Source organism: Flagellimonas hymeniacidonis, from assembly GCF_008040165.1.
Taxonomy (GTDB): Bacteria; Bacteroidota; Bacteroidia; order Flavobacteriales; family Flavobacteriaceae; genus Flagellimonas; species Flagellimonas hymeniacidonis.
Map to the genome: position 1 here is coordinate 1,308,102 of NZ_VRUR01000002.1, position 21,091 is coordinate 1,329,192.

Below are 21,091 nucleotides of genomic sequence, written 5' to 3' on the forward strand. Positions count from 1 at the left end.
ATCAAAGTTGGGAATGCAGTTTAAACATCCAGAAATCCTTTGGGCCTTAGTACTTCTTGCCATTCCTATTTTAATCCATCTTTTTCAATTACGTCGATTTAAGAAAACACCTTTTACCAATGTAGCTATGCTACAAAAAGTTGTTTCCGAATCCCGAAAGAGCAATTCACTTAAAAAATGGCTTTTATTGTTGACTAGGCTCTTGCTACTTGCTTCAATTGTAATAGCATTTTCACAACCCTTTTCAGCGACAAATACTGCTTTACAAGAAAAGGAAACCGTAATATACTTAGATGATTCCTTCAGTATGCAGGCAAAAAGCAATGGACTTTCATTATTGCGAAAGTCTGTTCAGGATTTAATAAAGAATATTGATGCTGAGCAAGAATTCAGTCTTTTTACCAATGAAAAAAGTTATAAAAATGTAACGATTAAGGACATTCAAAATGGTTTGCTGGAACTCCCCTATACCCATAAACAATTAAACCTTGGTGATATTCAGCTTAAGGCAAATACATTTTTCACTACGTCCGACGCTTCCGTAAAGAACTTAATCCTGATTTCTGATTTTCAACAAAGAATAATCAACACCAAAGACGAGCTGGCAAAGAATATGAATTCCCATTTTGTTCCTATACAGCCGCAGAATACTCAAAATGTTGCCATTGACTCCGTATACCTGCAAGATAATTTATCAAGTCAGGCTTCACTTACGGTATTACTTTCAGGAGGTTTACAAGATGAAAGTTTACCCATTTCACTTTATGATAAGGAGACATTAATAGCTAAAACTTCTGCAAAATTTAATCCTAGAGGTAATGCTGAAGTCGCTTTTTCAGTTCCTAACAATCAAGAAATTCTTGGTAGAATACAAATTGCAGACAATAGCCTTTCATATGATAATCAGTTTTTCTTCAATATTCAAAAAAGACCAACAATAAAGGTTTTGGCAATAAACGAATCAGACGATTCTTTTCTAAAGCGACTTTATCCTTCGGATGAGTTTTCCTTTAAAAGTTTTCCTTTGAATCAACTGGATTACAGCATATTGGCAGAGCAACATCTTGTAGTTTTAAATCATTTGAAATCCATTCCCAATAGTTTGCAAAAGGCACTGCGGTCTTTTAAAGCTAATGGTGGTACACTAATCGTAATACCAGCTGTAGAAAGCGATTTGGATTCTTACAACCAATTCTTAACGGGTTTCTTTTCTTCTAAACTCTTAGAAAACTTAGCCATAACCAAAAAGATAACCTCCATTTCTTTTGAACATCCTTTATATAAAAATGTTTTTGAAAAAGAAGTGTCCAATTTTCAATACCCATCGGTCAAGGAGTATTTTAAAGTACAGACCCGAGCCCCAAAAATACTTTCGTTTGAAGGAAATGAACCCTTTTTATCTGGCAGGGATGGTTTCTATCTTTTCTCTTCCTCTTTGGAAAATGAGCATTCCAACTTTAAAAACTCTCCGTTGATTGTTCCCACATTTTACAATATGGCGGTTCTAGGGTTACAAGCATCGAACATCTATCATAATCTAAGGGAACCCAACACCATCGATATCCCTATTGAAGTAGGTAGTGATAATATACTGAATGTATCCAAAGAAGGGTATGAATTTATTCCCTTACAGCAAGCGTATCCAAAAAAAGTAAGGCTACTATTTAATGACAACCCTACCGTTGATGGTATTTTTTCCATAAACAATCAAAGTGATTCCATACAGCAAATTAGCTTTAATTACCCAAGAGAAGAGAGCCAACTCAACTATTTTAATGTTGAAAGCCTGGGGAATATTAGTACCCAGGATTCGATTACCGCTCTTTTTGAATCGCTGGAAGAGGAAAACAGCATTGCTGCTTATTGGAAATGGTTTGTTATTTTAGCGCTGCTTCTTGCGCTTATTGAAGTGATTATTCAAAAATTCATTACATGAACATTCTGCTAAAATCTGCAAAAATAGTGTACCCCAAAAACAAGGCTATACATTTAAAAAAGCGGGACATTCTTATTAAAAATGGGGTTATTGAAAAAATTGCGGCAACTATTGAGCAACCATCCAACATAAAATCATTGGAGCACACAAACCTTCATGTTTCCTTAGGTTGGCTGGATAGTAGTGTAAGTTTTGGAGAGCCCGGTTTTGAGGAACGTGAAACGATAGATAACGGAATACATGTTGCCGGACAAAGTGGTTTTACCGATATCATTCTTAATCCAAATACTAATCCCTTGCCCGATTCAAGTTCGGACATTGTCTTTTTAAGAGAACGGGCAAAGGGCAAGAGCACAAATTTACATCCGCTTGGGTGCCTTACCACCAAATCTGACGGAAGGGATCTTGCGGAACTTTTTGATATGAAGAATGCCGGTGCAGTAGCTTTCTACGATTTTAAAAGGGAAATTTCCAATCCTAACCTTTTAAAAATTGCTTTACTATATGCGCAAAACTTTGAAGGGTTGATTTACTCTTTTGCCCAGGACGGGCAAATTATTGGAAAGGGTATCGTACATGAGGGGGAAGTTTCCACAAAGCTAGGCCTTAAAGGAATCCCTGCCTTGGCAGAGGAGCTTCGAATTTCTAGAGATCTCTTTATTTTGGAATACACGGGAGGAAAATTGCATATCCCAACCATTTCATCGGCAAATTCAGTGAAGTTGATTGCAAATGCCAAAAAGAAAGGATTAGATGTGAGTTGTAGCGTGTCCATTCACAATCTTATGTTTACTGATGAGACCCTTACAACATTCAACTCCAACTATAAAGTATCCCCACCACTGCGTAGCAAATCGGATAATAAAGCATTGATTAAAGGCTTAAAAGATGGCAGTATTGATTATGTCACATCTGATCATATGCCCATTGATATTGAAGAGAAAAGAGTTGAATTTGACAATGCTGTAGATGGCACCATTGGTTTGGAATCTGCTTTTGGAAGCTTAAATCAACTCTTTCATTTGGAGGAAACTATTTCATTTTTAACCAAAGGGCATGAGCGTTTTGGTCTACAAGCTCCAGTATTGGAAGAAGGCCAACAAGCATGCCTAACGCTATTTGATCCTAACCAGGAAACGACATTTAGCTTGGAAAATATTCTTTCCACTTCAAAAAACAGTATGTTTTTGGGAACTCCGCAAAAGGGCAAGGTTTACGGAATAATTAATAATAATCAAATCTTAATATAACCATTGGCCAAATCAAATTCTGGGAAAACCACAGCGATCATTAGTTACATCACCATTGTAGGATGTCTGATTGCCATTACTATGAACGTGGAGCCAAAGAACTCTTTTGCCCGTTTTCATATTCGGCAAGCATTTGGAATTCACCTGCTTTATCATGCTTTTTCCATTTTCTTAAACTATTCAGGGGTCAACTCTGGATGGACAGTTCTTTGGGTAATATACCTCGCTAGCTGGATTTTTGGACTGGTGGGCGCTGGTACTCAAAAGCAACAATTGCTCCCAGTACTTGGTAAGTATTTTCAAAAATGGTTTACCTTTATTTCATAATTTAATCTGATGTCCCCCACCCCATTATCTTTAGAGTATCTCATTCGCCCTGCTACCATTCAAAAGGAAAAAAATCCTGCATTATTTATGTTTCACGGGTATGGTAGCAATGAAGAAGATTTATTCTCATTTGCCTCGGAGCTCCCACAAGAACTGATCGTTATTTCTGTAAGAGCACCTTATGACCTAGATCCTTTCGGTCATGCTTGGTATGCTATTAATTTTGATGCGGAACAAGGCAAATGGAGCGATAATGAGCAAGCTAAAGCTTCTAGAGATAAAATAATGGTCTTTATTGAGGAAGCCATAAAGTTATATAACCTAGATGAAGAGAATATTACACTTTTAGGCTTTAGCCAGGGAACCATTCTTAGTTATGCAACCGCACTTTCCTTTCCTGAAAGATTTAAAAACGTGATTGCTCTTAGTGGATATATTAATAAAGACATTTTATTGGAGGGGTATGAAAGCAAAAGTCACAGTAAACTGAACATTTATGCTTCCCATGGGCAGGTCGATCAGGTAATTCCTTTGGAATGGGCCCAAAAAACTCCAGATTTTCTTGAAAAATTAAATATCAATCACAAATACGAAGAGTTTCCCATAGGTCATGGCGTCTCTCAGCAAAACTTTTATTCTTTTAGGGATTGGTTAAGTAAACACATTTAGTTATAGTTAACTCTTATTAAGGATTTCCAAAAAACCTGTATCAATCCACAAGCAACATTCATTAATTGGTCCTTGAATCTTAAGTTAAATTTCCCGAACTTCACTTATCAGTCGATATAGTCCATTGAAACGGACCATATCTTAATTGTTGTGCATAATATTCAGAAGATCAAAAGAAAATGATAAAATTAATTTTCGTTAGAACTTACTAAATCATTACAATAATTTTTATGAGAATCGTAAAGAAAATTCTGGTTGTAATCTTTTTGTTGGTACTTAATGGATGCAAAAATCCTTATGATAAGTATGAAAAAGTGACAATCTCAACTGAATTAGATTTAGATGTCAGAACTCACGTGAACAGTCGAGGCGGAAGCATAATTAATGATAAATATCTCTTCTTATCATTTTGTCCATTAATTTCAGAAGCACATAATGAAAAGTACGCAGAAAGGGATGACTTATATTATGCGTATGCTTGGACTCCTTACCGTCTATATAAACGGAAAGGAGAAAGGAGTTTTTATATTATTCAACAAAAGGACACGCTACAATACAAACTTATATTAATTGAAGAGATGCAATAAATACTATGCACAACAACGTATATAATTTATAGCTTAGCTAGTTGGTTAAAAGGACGATCTGTTTTCAGAAGAATCATCGAGCTACTCGGAATAAAACGTGCTAGCGGCCTCTGCGCTCGATATAAGAAACAGTCCGGCATCAGAATAGTAACGACTAGCGAGCATCGTTAGGAGTGCGAGCGTAATCCCCGCCAAGCCTTCACTCCTATTTCTCAGTTGAATGTTTTGTGTTTCAGAAAAATCGTAAATTACTCCATCGGACATAACCGAAACGTAGCAAAACCGGAGCGCTGGCTTTTGTCGCTGGCCGCCACACCGCTACAAATCATATACAATCCCGATAAGTGCAATTCTTATTTTTTCGCAAAAATACCTAGTCTTTCCTTTGACAAGCTCAGGATGATAACTTCTTTAGTTACTTCGGGTGTACAACAAGTGATCCAGTAATGTGAAATCAATACCAAGGTCATCTTTAAGTTCGTATTTGATGACCAAATCGCCCCAATACTTTCCATCTGAAAAATCAGCCAGAATCCATTTATGGTTTAAAACATTGATTTTATTTATTTTAAAATCACTTTCCATTCCATCATAGGGTACTAATGGGTTATTTCCCTTACTTTCATTGGTTTCCAAAAGCTTATCCTCAATATAACGGGCAGGGGCTTTTAAATTTAGGTGATCATAATATGCTAAAGCATCGTCATTATTCTCCAAAGAAAAGTATTGAATATCCAATATTTTAAGTTGGGACTGTTGAAGCGAATCTTTCAAAACAGCGATTTCTTTTTTTAAGTCTCCAACATCTGCGTTTACAGCTTTTTCAAATTTGCCTGCACTTATAAATTGGTATAACACTATAAGGGCTGCAAATACAAAAAGGTAAAGGAATATTTTATTTTTCATGTTTCTTAAATCTTCAATTGTAAATTATCGTAGGCCAAAAATACATTTTTAGGTAATTTTTTTTCCACCTCTTCATGAAAACCCAGCATATGGCTAATATGGGTGAAATAGGTTTTTTCTGCACCAACAGTTTCAGCAAAAGCCAAGGCTTCTTCAAGGTTAAAGTGCGAATGATGGGCTTCTTCCCTTAAAGCATTTACCACCAATACTTTAGTACCAATAATTTTTTGAATCTCATTATCATCCATTCGCTTTATATCCGTGAGGTAGACAAAATCTTGAAATCGAAAACCAAAAACCTGAAGTCTGTTGTGATACGCTTCAATTGGCAATACATCCAAATCTCCCAATGTAATAGGTTGATTGTTTACAATCTGGTTTATAGTGACCGCGGGGGCACCTGGATATCTATTTTCATCAGCAAAAATATAATCGAATCTTCTTTTTAAAGAATCTACCACTCTTTCATGAGCGTAAATTGGGATATCCCCTTGTCTGAAAAAAAATGGTCGAATGTCATCTATTCCAGCTGTATGGTCTGCATGTTCATGGGTAAAAAGGATGCCATCTAACTTAGGTATTGGATTCGATAGTATTTGCTGTCTAAAATCAGGTCCGCAATCAATAATATAATTATATTCTTTCCATGAGATTAAAACGGAAACCCTGAGTCTTTTGTCTCTTGGATCCTTACTCAAACATACTGGATGTTTACTGCCAATTACAGGGATTCCCTGCGATGTTCCGGTCCCTAAAAAAGTAATGGTCATCATATCATCCATTAAAATCAAAATTATAACTTATTTATTTAATAGATTTGATGAAGAGTGTAACTTTGTTTATATAAAAACCAGGCTATGTCCACTGCATCCAGCAATAAAAATCCTTTTGAAAATATTCCTTCAATCAAGGCAAAAACATTAAGAATTAATTTGAATCCAAACATCTATGGAACCTTTGCAGAAATAGGTGCTGGACAAGAGACTGCCAGACAGTTTTTTAGGGCTGGAGGTGCCTCAGGAACCATTGCAAAGGCCATGAGTGCCTACGACAAGTCTTTTAGTGATGCTATTTATGGTGTGGAAGATGACGGTAGGTATGTAACACAAGCAAGACTGAAGCGCATGCTTGCCCATGAAATGCAGTTGGTCGAAGAACGTATTGGTCGCGAAAATAATCCAGATTATTTATTCTTTTCTTTTGCCAATACTGTTGCCACCATTGATTTTTCAAAACGATACAAAGGACACGGATGGATCGGTATTCGGTTTCAATTGGATCCAAAACAAAAGGAATATGATGAAATTGTGCTTCATATTCGTTTTAAGCAAACCGAAGCAAGGTTACAGCAAGAGACTTTGGGCACATTGGGAGTTAATCTTATTTATGGAGCTTTTTTCAAAAACCACAAGCCGAAGAAGCTTTTAAAATACCTATACGATCATATTGATAAGGACACCATAGAGATTGACATGGTCAATTTTACAGGGCCTCATTTTAAAGATGTGGATAACAGGTTAATGAGTCTTCAGCTTATTAGAAATGATATGACAGACGCTGTGATGTTTGGCCCAGATGGGAATAATTTATTGCCAGCTTCCGTACTGTACAAAAAGAACATCCTGGCTTTACGAGGAAGTTTTAGGCCTGTTACAAAGGTAAATATGGATATGTTCCAAAAGTCCTACGACATATTTATCAGGGAACAGACCGTAGAATATGAAAACACTATTGTGGTTTTCGAGATCACACTTTCTAATCTTAAAGCATCTGGAGAAATTGATGAACGTGACTTTATGGATCGGGCAGAGCTTCTAAGTTCGTTGGGCCATACGGTATTGATTTCTAAATTTCAGGAATACTATAAGCTGGTGGAATACTTTAACAACTATACCAAAGCAAAAATTGGCCTTACCATGGGGGTCAATAATTTGGTTGATGTTTTTGATGAGAAATACTATAGACATTTAAGTGGTGGAATTCTTGAGGCTTTTGGGAAACTGTTCTTTAAAGACTTAAAAGTGTACCTATACCCAATGAAGGATGCAGCTACTGGGCAAATTATGACCAGTAATAATGTAAAGGTCCATCCAAGAATGAAGGAACTATATAAATTCTTTAAGTATAATGGAAAGGTTATGGATATTATTGATTATGATCCAGACATTATGCATATTTTCTCCAGAGACGTCTTAAAACGAATTACCAATGGCGAAGATGGTTGGGAAGAAATGCTGCCAGAAGGGATTTCTGAAATGATTAAAGAAAAGCAACTATTTGCCAAAAAACAGCTTGCTCCAAAAGAAAAGGCATAAACCAATTTCCATAAATGAAAAAGGCACTCTTCCATTAGGAAGGTGCCTTTTCTGCATAGTTGAGTTAGTGTTTAGCTCAATAGCTGTGCAGCATGATCTTTAGTCTTTACTTTTTCTATCACTTTTTCTATGATTCCGTCCCCGTTAATAACAAATGTGGTTCTGTGCAGTCCATCATACTCCCTTCCCATAAATTTTTTAGGCCCCCAAACTCCAAAAGTTTCAATTACAGTATGGTCTTCATCTGCCAATAAGGGATATTGAAAGTTAAATTTGTTTCTGAAATTGGTTTGTTTTTTCTGTGAATCTTCACTTACTCCTAAAATTTCATAGCCTTGTTCTTGTAAGAGTTCATAGTTATCCCTCAAATTACAGGCCTCTGCAGTGCATCCTGGAGTATTGGCACGGGGATAGAAAAAAACAGCTAATCTTTTACCTTTGTAATCGCTAAGATTAATCGTATTTCCATCTTGGTCTTTTGAAGAAAATTCAGGTACTTTATCCCCTACTTTTAGCATATTCATATGAATTCAATCTTTGTTATATTGTTTAATTATTTTTTTATAAAGTTAAACAAAAATGACTAAACAGGACAAAATTAATTTTACAATTAAAACTTTGGATGAACTTTATCCAAAAATACCCATACCATTAGATCATAAGGATCCCTATACATTATTAATTGCAGTGCTCATGTCTGCACAGAGTACAGATGTGCGCGTAAATAAGATTACCCCCTTACTTTTTGAAAGGGCGGACAATCCATATTCTATGGTAAGGCTTAGCGTAGAGGAGATACGAGAAATTATTAGACCTGTAGGGCTGTCCCCAATGAAATCCAAAGGAATTCATGGACTTTCCCAAATCTTGATTGACAAGTACAAGGGCGAAGTGCCAAAAGAAATTGAACTATTGGAAGAATTGCCAGCGGTTGGACATAAAACAGCCAGTGTTGTAGTTTCACAAGCTTTTGGAATTCCTGCTTTTCCCGTTGATACCCATATCCATAGGCTTATGTATAGATGGGGCTTTAGCAATGGTAAAAACGTAGTGCAGACAGAAAAGGATGCAAAACGATTATTTCCAAAAGAAATTTGGAATAATCTACATTTACAGATGATTTGGTACGGGAGGGAATACTCTCCTGCTAGAGGTTGGGATTTGGAAAAAGATATCATTACAAGTACAATCGGAAGAAAAACTGTTCTTAATGAATACCATAAAACTAAAAAGAGCCGCTAATTGCGGCTCTTTTTAGTTCTTTTTGAAGTTGTTAATTCAACGTTACTTCAAATTTGTGTCTTTTGTAATCAACTACACGAATCGATTTAGAGTAGCTAAGCAAGAAATCAACTGTTTCTCGTCTAGCTTTTACCGTTTTAACGGTTTCTTGTTCTTCAGAGTAAATGTTTTCCATATTCTAGCATTAATGTTACAATTAGATAACGCCGCTAATATGGAAATATTGCTATGTTCGACCTAATGCAGATTAATTCGTTAAAACGATATTATTGCGGTCTACTATCTTTCTAAGGTTAATGAGGGCGTATCGCATTCTACCTAATGCAGTATTAATACTTACCCCTGTATTTTCGGATATCTCTTTAAAACTCATATCCTTATAGATTCGCATCACCAAAACTTCCTTCTGATCTTCAGGCAATTCATCAATCAAAAGCGATAAATCACTATCTATTTGATCTTTGATGATTTGTTTTTCAGCATTTAATTTCTCATCCTTGATGACTGAAAAGATGTTGAAATCATCGCTGCCTTCAAATTTTGGCATTCGCTTGTTTTTGCGAAAGTAATCTATAATTAGGTTGTGCGCTATTCGCATTACCCAAGGCAAAAACTTACCTTCCTCACTATAAGAACCCCTTTTAAGCGTTTTAATTACTTTTATAAAGGTATCTTGAAAGATGTCTTCTGCAACATCTCTGTCCAATACTTTAGAATAAATAAAACTGGAAATTCTTTGGTTATGCCTGTTTATTAAAACTTCAAGAGACTTTTCGTTTCCGGCAATGTAGTTCTTTACTAATATTGAGTCATCAATCTGTAGTTCCATACAAATTACTTTTTTGGTTAAAATTAGGGGTCCCCCTTTGCGAAGAAGGACTCAGAGTTATCAGCTTAATTTTAAAAAAGTAATTATTTCTGTATAGGCCTATCAGTTTTTTAATTACACATCAAATATAGAAAAACAGCATGCCCGTAAAAAAACTATGTTGTGATTTGGGCATTTTTAGATGTTAACTGATACAATATACGTATTAAGTGTGGTGTAGCGTATCTTTGGGATGCAAATTTTAACATATGCATACCATCAAGAACGTAGATCCAAAGCAAAATATTATCATTAAAGGTGCTAAGCTGCACAATTTGAAGAATATAGATGTTGTAATCCCAAGAAATAAACTGGTGGTCATTACCGGATTGTCCGGTTCAGGTAAATCCAGCCTTGCTTTTGACACCTTATATGCAGAGGGGCAACGCCGTTATGTAGAGAGTCTTTCGTCTTATGCAAGGCAATTTTTGGGGAAACTGGACAAACCCAAAGTTGACTATATAAAGGGTATAGCTCCTGCAATAGCCATTGAACAAAAAGTAAATTCTACCAATCCCAGATCAACAGTTGGAACTACCACCGAGGTTTATGACTACCTAAAATTACTATATGCCCGAATTGGAAAGACCATCTCCCCTATTTCTGGAAATGAAGTAAAGAAAGACACTGTAACAGATGTTATCAACTATATAAAACCCTTGGCAGAGGGGACTAAGTTGTTATTGCTTGCTCCTGTTACAATTAAAAAAGAAAGGGAACCCCTAAAATCACTTGAGCTTTTTTCCAAACAAGGGTATGCCCGTATAAAATATAAAGGAGAGGTTTTACGCATTGATAACGTACCCCAGGATATTGGCCGTGATTTTGATTTAGTGGTAGATCGTGTAATTGTAAAGGACGATGAAGATTTTTACAATCGTTTGGCCAATGCGGTGGACAATGCCTTTTTTGAAGGAAAGGGAAGATGCTCCATTGAAAATCTGGAGAGTGGTAAAACGAGAACCTTCAGCAATCAATTTGAATTGGATGGAATGAAGTTTCTGGAACCCAATGTGCACCTTTTCAGTTTTAATAACCCTTATGGTGCATGTCCCAAATGTGAAGGCTATGGAGATGTCATTGGGATTGACGAAGATCTAGTGGTTCCAAACACAGCTTTATCCGTTTTTGAAAATGCAGTATTTCCATGGCGGGGCGAAAGCATGGGATGGTATAGAGATCAATTGGTCAATGCCGCCTATAAATTTGATTTCCCAATTCATAAACCTTGGTTTGAATTATCTGAAGAACAAAAACAATTGGTTTGGGATGGCAATGAACACTTTACAGGGATACATGCCTTTTTTCAGCAATTGGAAGAAAAAAGCTATAAAATTCAGAATAGGGTGATGCTTTCCCGTTATCGTGGAAAAACAAAATGTACTGTTTGTAAAGGGAAGCGATTGCGACAGGAAGCTAATTATGTAAAAGTTGGTGGCCACTCCATTTCAGACGTTATTGAATTACCCATAAAAAAATTAGCCCCATTTTTTGAAGAAATTCATCTTTCCGACCATGATAATACCATTGCAAAGCGATTAATGAAAGAGATTACTACTCGCTTAGATTTTTTAAGTAAGGTAGGATTGAGTTATTTAACCCTAAATAGAAAATCCAATACGCTGTCTGGTGGGGAAAGCCAACGAATCAATCTGGCAACCTCATTAGGAAGTAGTTTGGTGGGCTCTATGTACATTTTAGATGAACCCAGTATCGGCCTACACCCCAAAGACACCGAAAATCTTATTGAAGTACTGCTGTCCCTTCGGGATTTGGGGAATACTGTTATTGTAGTGGAACATGATGAAGATATCATGAAAGCTGCTGATGAAGTTATTGATATAGGTCCTGAGGCAGGTACTCTGGGCGGAGAAGTAGTCGCGACAGGCAATTTAGATGAAATTTTAAAGGCCAATTCGTTGACCGCAGATTATTTAAATGGCACCAAAGAAATTGAAGTCCCTGCCGAACGTAGAAACTCTAAACATTACATTCAGATAAAAGGAGCCCGTGAGAATAATCTCAAAAACATCGATGTCACTTTTCCATTAAATGTACTTACGGTGGTTACAGGCGTATCTGGAAGCGGTAAAAGTACCTTGGTCAAGAAAATACTGTATCCATCCATTCTAAAAGAGGTTGGTGGTTACGGTGAAAAAGCAGGGCAGTTTACCAAAATGGAGGGAAAATACAGCCATATAAAACATGTGGAATTTGTAGATCAGAATCCTATTGGGCGTTCTTCAAGGTCAAATCCCGTAACCTATATTAAGGCATATGACGATATCCGAACGCTGTTTTCTTCACAAAGATTAAGCAAACTACGGGCATATCAACCCAAGCATTTCTCCTTTAATGTAGATGGAGGACGCTGCGAAAAATGTAAAGGAGAAGGAGAAATTACTGTAGAAATGCAGTTTATGGCCGATGTACATTTAGAATGTGATGTCTGCAGTGGAAAGCGTTTTAAAAAAGAAATACTTGAAGTCCAATTTGAAGGAAAAAGTATAGACGACATTTTAAACCTTACCATTGATGAAGCCATTGATCACTTTAAAAACCATTCGCAAACGAAAATTGTAAACAAGCTGCAGCCTTTACAAGATGTTGGTTTAGGCTATGTTACTTTAGGTCAATCTTCTTCTACCCTTTCAGGTGGTGAGGCCCAACGTATTAAATTGGCTTCATTCCTGGTCAAAGGGAATACTAAGGAAAAGGCATTGTTCATCTTTGATGAACCAACAACTGGACTCCATTTTCACGATATTAAAAAATTATTGAAATCTTTTGATGAACTCATTGCCAAAGGGCATTCCGTAATTGTAATTGAGCACAACATCGAATTGATCAAATGCGCAGATTATATTATTGATCTTGGGCCAGAAGGTGGTGAAAATGGTGGGCATTTATTGGTTGAAGGTACTCCAGAGGAGGTAATTCAAAATAAAGAATCACATACGGCAAAGTATCTAAGAGAAAAGTTGTAATAATTTGATATGCCCTTATTTAAGTTTCCGTGAGTAGCATTAGAAAGGAAAAAAACAAGTTGTTCAATTTTATTTTGGGCATAGTTCCTATTTCCAATAAGGATGCGAAAGACATTGTGGACACTTTTCAATTCAAAGAATTGAAAAAGGGGGATTTTTTGCTACAAAAAAATCATTTTAGTGATGATTATTTTTATCTCGAAAATGGCCTGATGCGGACTTTTTTGTTTGACTTAAAAGGTAATGAGATAACAACTGACTTTTTTATTGAAGATAATATTGTTTTTGATGTCACCTGCTTTTTCAACCGTGTCCGTTCCGAAGTTAATATACAGGCCGTAACAGATTGCACTGGATATCGAATCTCTTATGAACAGCTGAATACGCTATTTCATAATAAACCAGCTTTCCGGGATTTTGGCCGCGCTATACTGGTCAAGGAGTTTATCGCCTCAAAAAAAAGAGGAACCTCTATCATCAATAAAACTGCTGAAGAACGCTACGGGGATTTATTGGAAACCCGTCCAGAAATTTTAAAATATGCTCAATTAAAGCATATCGCCTCATATCTCGGAATTACTGACAGTACATTGAGCAGACTCAGAAAAAAGATGCAATAAATCTATTTCTTGCCTTTTGTCAAGTGATATTTATGATGATATCAAGAAATTTATCACATAAATCCCATCCAAATGGCGGAATCATCTATATATACCTTTATTGTCTTTGTATTAACTACGCTAATTACACTTTGGTTTTTTTTGAAGGCAACTAAAAACTCCAAGGTGATATTAGCTATCATGATTTGGATGGTCTTGGTAGGTATACTAGGATTTTTAGGGTTTTATAGAAATACCGAAGCAATTCCTCCACGATTTCTTTTTTTACTTGGACCCGGCTTCCTTTTTGTTCTTCTTCCATTTCTATTCCCTAGCGGGAGAAGGTTTATGGATACGCTAGATCTAAAATGGTTGACCCTCTTACATACCGTTCGAATTCCTGTAGAGTTCTTATTATATTTCATTTTTTTGGAGGGACTGATTCCCAAACCCATGACTTTTGAAGGCCTTAATTACGACATACTCTCAGGCATTACGGCCCCACTTGTTTATTTTGCCATATTTGTCAAAAGCTGGATGGGCAAAAAAGGGCTTCTACTCTGGAATATTTTATGTCTTCTACTTTTGTTCAATATTCTTACCATTGCGCTACTGAGCGCAGAAACTCCATTCCAAAAATTGGCATTTGACCAGCCGAACATAGGTGTAGCTTACTTTCCTTACGTATGGCTACCAACTGTAATAGTGCCTATTGTATTGTTTTCACATTTGGCCACCATAAGGCAACTGTTATCCTATCAAGAAAAATTGTGAAATTCAAAAAAGTGAATTGAGGTCTAAGTATAAAACTGCATCAATTCAAATGCTCCTTCCATCAAACCCGATGGCCTGTTTATAAATTATAGCTCATTAAAAGCTTTATGTCTGCTTAATTTTATTTGTTAACCCATACTATGCTCTCATGTAAAAGCGAATATCAATATCAAATCAATGTGTTAATGATATAAAACTATGCTCCCCATCTTATCTAAAATAGCGCAAAGAAGAAACAACTTCATTGGGCTTTTTTTTGTCTTGTTTTTTACCATCACCATAGGAACACATCAAATACAAACCTTGCTTTTGACTGGCAATTCAACATCCAATAATATTGCCTTAGAAAATTTTGCTGCAATACAACCAATAGGTGCAAGCAGCACCGCATCGGATACTACAGCGGATTTCTATGTCCCAGCAATAGCAGTAATCAAAAAAGATGAGTTAAATCCTGGAGATGAGTTCATCGGACCCTGTTCAATTATAGACTATACCTATGAGGTCACCAATCAAAGCACTGCCAATGAAATTTTGGAAGATGTATCAATTATTGATCCGGGAATTGTAAATCTAATGGGGCCAATATCAGGGGATAATGGCAATGGCTTTTTGGAAGTGGGTGAAACTTGGACCTTTACCGCTCAATATGTAATCACCATTGCGGACCAAATTGCAGGTCAAGTAGGTGAAGGAATCAACGCTAGGGTAACCGCCAATGTACAAGGAGCTGGGGTTCTGGTAATCGATGATTCGGATGACGATAGCGAATTTGAAGATGACCCAACAGTGACAGACCTTAGCAGCTGCGATATTAAAATTAGTCTGGTTAAAGAAGGTGTTCTAAATCCAGGGGATGAATTTATCGACCCGTGTACCACTATTGACTATACCTATTATATCACTAATGAAAGTACAAGCGGAGAAATTTTAGAAGATGTAACGCTTAGCGACCCAAGCATAGGTTTTATTATAGGTCCAGATTCAGGAGATAACGGCAACGGTCTTTTGGAAGTAGGTGAAACTTGGACTTATACTGCACAATATGTTATCACTCCAACCGATAAAGTTGCAGCTCAAGTAGGTCAAGGTGTCAATGCTACAGTTATCGCCAATGTACGAGGAGCCGGAATCTCGGTCAACGATGAATCCGATGACGATAGCGAATTTGAAGATGATCCAACAGTGACAGACCTTAGCAGCTGCGATATAAAAATTGGTCTGGTAAAAGAAGGTGTGCTGGACCCAGGAAATGAATTTACCGCCCCATGTACTGCCATTCATTACACCTATTACATTACCAATGAAAGCAATAGCGGTATTCTGTTAGAATTTGTGGAACTGACCGATACAGCATTCGGTATAAATGCACTTGATCTAAGTCCAAATCCAGGTGACACTAACTTCCCCCCTAATAATGGTCTTTTAGATATGGGCGAGACTTGGACATATACGGTTAGCTATCCCATAACCCCTGCTGATAGAATTGCTGGCCAAGTTATCTCAAGCCAAGCCAGGGTCCGAGCTAGTCCTTCAGGAGGAGGACCTGCAGTAATTGATCTTTCCCATGAAAGTGACCCGTTGGATGACGGCCTAACCATAACAGATATCAGCGAATGCCAACCTCGGATTGGCCTTGTAAAAACCGGGCTCTTAGACCCCGCTGGCTTTGCTCCCTGTACAACAATCGGTTATACTTTTGAGGTAACCAATCAAAGTCCGGGCGGTGAAACCCTTGAAAACATTGAACTGATCGACCCCTTACTATTTGGGGGAGGAGTATTTCCGATTTCCCCTACAGGGGATGATTTTGGGGATGGGAAATTGGAAGTGGGAGGAGAAACATGGGTGTATACCGTAGAATATACCTTTGATCAAGATGATCTTAATCAGGGGCAAATTCAGAATCAGGCCAATGTTACCGCTAACATAAGTGTTGGTCTGCCAAGTGATACCGTAAATGATTTTTCGCATGAAACTGATCCCTTGTTGGATGGAGATACTTCGGTGGATATCTCTTCTTGCCAAATCATAGACTTAGGACTCACTTTGGCTACAACAGATTTTCCGGATACAGATGCCGATGGTTGTCCCGATACCATTACCTATACTTATGAAGCCTTAAACAATGGCAATGTGGATTTAGAATTCGATTCCATTACCGATATTTTGAACAATACTATCAATATCCCGGACCCAAACCCGGGCGATATAAACGATGATGATAAGATCAATCCCGGTGAAACCTGGATCTACACATCTTCGTACGATATCATCCAAGACAATATTGACAATTCGCCCCTCAATAATCAAGCAACAATTAATACCACAATTGTTAGTGCTGGAACTCCGGTTTCTGATGATTCCCACCCCACCGATTTTGACAATGATGGAAATACGGTCACTGATTTAGCTGGAACATGCGCTGGATTTGCCAGCATTGGGCTTACCAAAGAAGCAGATATAAATAGCTTAATAGATGATGATGGTGATGGGTGTCTTGATGCCATACAGTACACCTTTCGGGTATCTAATGAGGGAAGTATCAATCTAGTTAATATCGTGTTGAACGACGATCTACAACAATTGGGCAATAACGTTCCAGGACCAAGTTCTGGCGATAATGGAGATGGTATTTTAGGCGTAAACGAAGTTTGGGTATACACAGGCATCTATGACCTCACCGAGACGGATGTTACCAATGGCACCGTAACCGGACAAGCCGAGGTATTTGCTGATGCCGCTGTCGGGGTAACGATCTCCGATCTTTCCCACCCTTCAGATTTTGATGCCGATGCTGATACCACCGTCGATGTCACCGGAACCTGTTTTGATACTGTATCCATAGGGTTGACCAAAACAGATACAAATTTCATTGATAGCGATTCGAATGGCTGTGATGATCAAATAGAATATACCATTACAGTAGAAAATCTTGGAGGTATGGACCTTCAGGTTACATACCTTTACGATGAGCAGTTGGACGACATCCTTTCTGGACCATTTATCGAAAGTGGCAATCCTGATGGTGTTTTGGAGATAAACGAGAATTGGATTTACACTGGAATCTATAACATCACAGAACCCGATGTAACCAATGGAAGTGTTGCTGGGCAGGCTGATGTCATCGCACAACCTGTGGGAACAACTGTAGATATTATTGCCAATGACGCCATTAATGTCCCCATTCCTGGGGCATGTGCTGACAATCCCACCATCACATTATCTAGAGTATCTAACCTTTCCGATACCGATGGGGACAACTGTTTCGATACCATCGATTTCACTATTACCGTGACCAACACCGGTAACGTAGATTTGGACACGGTGAACTTGGACGATGATCTGCTGGGCAATTCACTGTCGCCCGATACCAATGGCAATGGGGACAACATCCTCGATATAGGAGAATCATGGACATACTCTGGTTCCTACGACATCACCCAGGACAACATCGACAACGCTCCACTTATCAGCGGAGCAAACGTCACTGCCGAGCCTCTCGGAAGCAACATCCAGGTATCAGACAGCGACCAGAACAATATTGACCTCTCTGGAGCATGTGCCGATACCGTGAGCATCTCAGTGCTGCGGGAAGCCCCTACCGTCGACACCGATTTTGACAGTTGTGATAACGCCATCGACTTTACCATCAGTATTACCAATAATGGACAAGCTAATTTAGAAAATATATCATTTGTTGATACCCAATTAAACAACGGAATCATTATTACAGGCCCATATAGCGGCGATGGAAATCTTATAGGGATCCTGGAAGTAAATGAAACTTGGACCTACACCGAAACATACGATGTTTCCCAACCTCAGATTGACAATTCTCCACTTATTGGTCAAGCAGATGTAACCGCTAATCCTATTAATAGCAGTTTTGAGGTTACGGATTTATCGGACCCAAGCGATCCATTGGGCAACGCCCCTAACAATGTTGATCTAGATGGGGTCTGCGCTACCTTTGCGGCAGCCATTTCCATTACCCTTTCGGATTCCCTTTCCAACACCGATACCGATGCGTGTGACGATACCATCATTTATACCTATACTGTGACCAATACGGGCAGTGTGGACTTGGACGGAATTATACTCACCGACGATTTGGGCAACACCATTTCTGCTCCCAACCCCAATCCTGGTGACCTTGACATGGATAACCAGATAGACCCCTTGGAAGCTTGGGTGTTTACGGCTTTGTACGACATTACCCAAAACAATATCAATAACTCCCCTGCCCCCTTGTCCAATCAAGCACACATCACCGTGCAACCCGTGGGAACCAATACCGATGTGATTGCTGATTCCAACACCACTGGCACCGATGTTTCAGCTGCATGTGACGATACCGTGGGCATCACCGTAACAAGGATTTCATCTCTTTCCGATACCGATGGGGACAACTGCCCTGACACAATTAACTTTACCATTACCGTCACCAACTCGGGACAAGTAGATTTGGACACGGTGAGTTTGGACGATGATCTGCTGGGCAATTCACTGTCGCCCGATACCAATGGCAATGGGGACAATATCCTCAATGTGAATGAGCAATGGATCTATACGGGTTCCCACAACATCATACAGGACAACATCAACAACACACCTCTGGTCAGTGGGGCCAACGTAACCGCCGAACCCATTGGGAGCAGCTTCGAGGTTTCTGGCAGCGACCAGAACAATATTGATCTATCCGGAGCATGTGCCGATACCATAGGTATGGATGTAACCCTTTCGGGAACTCCCTTGGATACTGGTAACGATAATTGCCCTGATGTGATAACCTATACATACCTGGTTTCCAATTCTGGATTAGCCAATTTGGATACCGTGGAATTGACAGACTTTTTAAACAATAACATCCTTCTTGAAAACCCCAATACAGGAGACCTAGACAGCGATGGAATACTTGATCCTCTGGAGGTTTGGGAATTCATTGCTACTTATAACATTGAACAAACTGACATCGACAATTCTCCATTGGACAACCAAGTAACCGTTACAGCAGAACATGTCGGAAGCACTTTTGAAGTCACAGACATTGACCAGAACAGTATCGACGTTTCAGGTGCTTGCGACACACCAGCTACTCCAGCCATTGGGCTAATAAAGCAGTTTTTTGCTTTTGAAGATGTTGATAGTAATGGCTGTTCCGATGCTATAGTATATACCTACAGCATTCAAAATTTGGGAAATGAAGATATTACCAATATTGCAATTACCGATACCTTGTTAGGTGGCTCAAATCTTATAATCGCCTCCGGGGATGAAGGTAGCCCCAATGTATTGGACGTGAATGAAACATGGATTTTTGAACCCTTCAGGTATTCCATAACTCCAGAAGACATAATCCAAGGAGAAGTGGTTACCCAAGCATCAGTGAGCGGACTATCTTCGGATTCTTCTACTCAAGTTTTTGACCAATCTGACGATAACACCTATGCTGAAAATGATTCAACAACAACTTCGGTGGTAGGTTTATGTCCTGATGATTCTGCCCGTATTGGCGTAAAAAAAACAGGGAATCTGTTTGATTCTAATAATGATGGCTGTTTTGATGCTATCCTCTATTTATTTACAGTGGAGAATCTGGGGAACATCGCATTGGAAAACATACTGTTGGAAGATGACTTTTTGAATGCCGCCCTGACTCAGCCCAATACTCGAAGCCTTAACGAGGATGATATTTTGGATGTTGACGAACAGTGGACATACAATCTGGTCTACAATATTTCCCAAACTGATATTAATCGGACTTATGTTGAAAATCAAGCTATGGTATCTGCATTTAGGGTTGATTCACCAAATACCATAATTACTGATTTCTCACACGAAAATCTTCATACCGAAGACGAACCTACCATAGTATCAGTGGCAGGAGCTTGTATAAATAATACCGCAGGTATAGGGCTAATCAAACAAGGTAGTCTGTTTGATGCAAACAACGATAGTTGTCCCGAAAGCATCCAATATACCTTCAGGGTGGCTAATCTTGGAAATCAATCTCTAACTGGTATTGTTTTACGGGATGACCTTTTGGGAAACCCCATTGAAGGGCCCTTAGGAGATGAAAATGCCAATGGAACACTTGATTTTGAAGAAGAATGGACATATACTGTTGTTTACACCGTCACCCAAGAAGATTTAGGTCTGGAAGAAGTAGAAAACCAAGCTACCGTAACCGCAAATGTTGTGGGACAGCAAAATACTATTGTCAACGACATCTCTGACAATGATTTATTTTCCCAAGATGACCCCACAATAGTATCAGTTTCAGATGCATGTGAAGGCAGCAATCCAGTAGATTCCGATTTCAAAATTTTCACTGGTCTAACTCCTAATGGTGATGGAATAAATGACTTTTTTAGAATTAGGAGTATAGAAAACTATCCGGACAATAAGCTACAAATTTTTAATCGATGGGGTGTATTGGTCTATGAAACGAAAGGATATGGTGGTGCAAATAATCTTTTCGGGGGTATTTCCTTCGGAAGGGCAACCGTTGCGGAAGACAGGGAATTACCTAGTGGAACATACTTCTATATTCTAACATTTGGAGCAGAAAACCCAGGTCAAGAAAGCTATACAGGCTATCTGTACATCAATAGAGATTAAGATAACA

At 38.3% G+C, this 21,091-nt stretch carries 17 protein-coding genes; 11 read left to right on the forward strand and 6 right to left on the reverse strand.

Going from position 1 to position 21,091, the window contains the following annotated elements:
- Positions 1–13 precede the first annotated feature (13 nt).
- From FVB32_RS14850 to FVB32_RS14870, 5 genes are all read left to right on the forward strand, one after another.
- The gene (locus FVB32_RS14850; protein ID WP_147744616.1) at positions 14–1,936 is read left to right on the forward strand and encodes a BatA domain-containing protein; all 1,923 of its coding nucleotides are present in this window, start codon (positions 14–16) and stop codon (positions 1,934–1,936) included.
- Positions 1,933–3,186 (forward strand): dihydroorotase, encoded by a 1,254-nt coding sequence (locus tag FVB32_RS14855; RefSeq protein ID WP_147744617.1) that lies wholly within the window; start codon positions 1,933–1,935, stop codon positions 3,184–3,186. Before FVB32_RS14850 ends, FVB32_RS14855 begins: the two co-directional genes overlap by 4 nt.
- Before the next feature lie 3 nt (positions 3,187–3,189).
- Positions 3,190–3,513 carry a hypothetical protein gene (locus FVB32_RS14860; protein WP_147744618.1) on the forward strand — a complete coding sequence of 108 codons (324 nt, stop codon included), beginning with the start codon at positions 3,190–3,192 and terminating at the stop codon, positions 3,511–3,513.
- 9 nt (positions 3,514–3,522) lie between these two features.
- On the forward strand, positions 3,523–4,182 hold the full coding sequence (locus FVB32_RS14865; RefSeq protein ID WP_147744619.1) for an alpha/beta hydrolase: 660 nt from the start codon (positions 3,523–3,525) through the stop codon (positions 4,180–4,182).
- A 230-nt stretch (positions 4,183–4,412) separates the two neighbouring features.
- Positions 4,413–4,769: a hypothetical protein gene (locus tag FVB32_RS14870; protein WP_147744620.1), complete on the forward strand. Its 357-nt coding sequence runs from the start codon at positions 4,413–4,415 to the stop codon at positions 4,767–4,769.
- Between the two features lie 81 nt (positions 4,770–4,850).
- On the opposite strand, the gene FVB32_RS14875 is transcribed toward FVB32_RS14870, so the two are convergent.
- The 3 genes from FVB32_RS14875 to FVB32_RS14885 all read right to left on the reverse strand — a co-directional run bounded on the left by FVB32_RS14875 (position 4,851) and on the right by FVB32_RS14885 (position 6,445).
- On the reverse strand, positions 4,851–5,033 hold the full coding sequence (locus FVB32_RS14875) for a hypothetical protein (RefSeq protein WP_147744621.1): 183 nt from the start codon (positions 5,031–5,033) through the stop codon (positions 4,851–4,853).
- Between the two features lie 147 nt (positions 5,034–5,180).
- On the reverse strand, positions 5,181–5,675 hold the full coding sequence (locus FVB32_RS14880; protein ID WP_147744622.1) for a hydrolase: 495 nt from the start codon (positions 5,673–5,675) through the stop codon (positions 5,181–5,183).
- Positions 5,676–5,680: 5 nt separating this feature from the next.
- Positions 5,681–6,445 (reverse strand): MBL fold metallo-hydrolase, encoded by a 765-nt coding sequence (locus tag FVB32_RS14885; protein ID WP_147745078.1) that lies wholly within the window; start codon positions 6,443–6,445, stop codon positions 5,681–5,683.
- An 87-nt stretch (positions 6,446–6,532) separates the two neighbouring features.
- Between FVB32_RS14885 and FVB32_RS14890 the strand changes: the two genes are divergently transcribed.
- Positions 6,533–7,990: a TonB-dependent receptor gene (locus tag FVB32_RS14890; RefSeq protein WP_147744623.1), complete on the forward strand. Its 1,458-nt coding sequence runs from the start codon at positions 6,533–6,535 to the stop codon at positions 7,988–7,990.
- Between the two features lie 71 nt (positions 7,991–8,061).
- Here FVB32_RS14890 and bcp read toward each other — a convergent pair whose 3' ends face one another.
- Positions 8,062–8,514: a thioredoxin-dependent thiol peroxidase gene (gene bcp, locus FVB32_RS14895; protein ID WP_147744624.1), complete on the reverse strand. Its 453-nt coding sequence runs from the start codon at positions 8,512–8,514 to the stop codon at positions 8,062–8,064.
- A 55-nt stretch (positions 8,515–8,569) separates the two neighbouring features.
- Between bcp and FVB32_RS14900 the strand changes: the two genes are divergently transcribed.
- Positions 8,570–9,232: an endonuclease III domain-containing protein gene (locus FVB32_RS14900; protein WP_147744625.1), complete on the forward strand. Its 663-nt coding sequence runs from the start codon at positions 8,570–8,572 to the stop codon at positions 9,230–9,232.
- A 31-nt stretch (positions 9,233–9,263) separates the two neighbouring features.
- On the opposite strand, the gene FVB32_RS17790 is transcribed toward FVB32_RS14900, so the two are convergent.
- Both FVB32_RS17790 and FVB32_RS14905 read right to left on the reverse strand, forming a co-directional pair.
- Positions 9,264–9,407 (reverse strand): hypothetical protein, encoded by a 144-nt coding sequence (locus FVB32_RS17790; protein WP_187269593.1) that lies wholly within the window; start codon positions 9,405–9,407, stop codon positions 9,264–9,266.
- A 72-nt stretch (positions 9,408–9,479) separates the two neighbouring features.
- Positions 9,480–10,061 (reverse strand): RNA polymerase sigma factor, encoded by a 582-nt coding sequence (locus FVB32_RS14905; protein WP_147744626.1) that lies wholly within the window; start codon positions 10,059–10,061, stop codon positions 9,480–9,482.
- 248 nt (positions 10,062–10,309) lie between these two features.
- Here FVB32_RS14905 and uvrA point away from each other — a divergent pair, with 248 nt between their 5' ends.
- The 4 genes from uvrA to FVB32_RS14925 all read left to right on the forward strand — a co-directional run bounded on the left by uvrA (position 10,310) and on the right by FVB32_RS14925 (position 21,084).
- Entirely contained in the window at positions 10,310–13,087 is a 2,778-nt protein-coding gene (gene uvrA, locus FVB32_RS14910; protein WP_147744627.1) for an excinuclease ABC subunit UvrA, read from the forward strand.
- A gap of 29 nt (positions 13,088–13,116) precedes the next feature.
- A complete protein-coding gene (locus FVB32_RS14915) occupies positions 13,117–13,707 on the forward strand; it encodes a Crp/Fnr family transcriptional regulator (protein WP_147744628.1) in 591 nt (196 codons plus the stop codon).
- Positions 13,708–13,872: 165 nt separating this feature from the next.
- Entirely contained in the window at positions 13,873–14,460 is a 588-nt protein-coding gene (locus tag FVB32_RS14920; RefSeq protein ID WP_222707968.1) for a hypothetical protein, read from the forward strand.
- 198 nt (positions 14,461–14,658) lie between these two features.
- Complete coding sequence (locus tag FVB32_RS14925) at positions 14,659–21,084, forward strand: gliding motility-associated C-terminal domain-containing protein (protein ID WP_147744630.1); 6,426 nt, start codon at positions 14,659–14,661, stop codon at positions 21,082–21,084.
- Positions 21,085–21,091 lie beyond the last annotated feature (7 nt).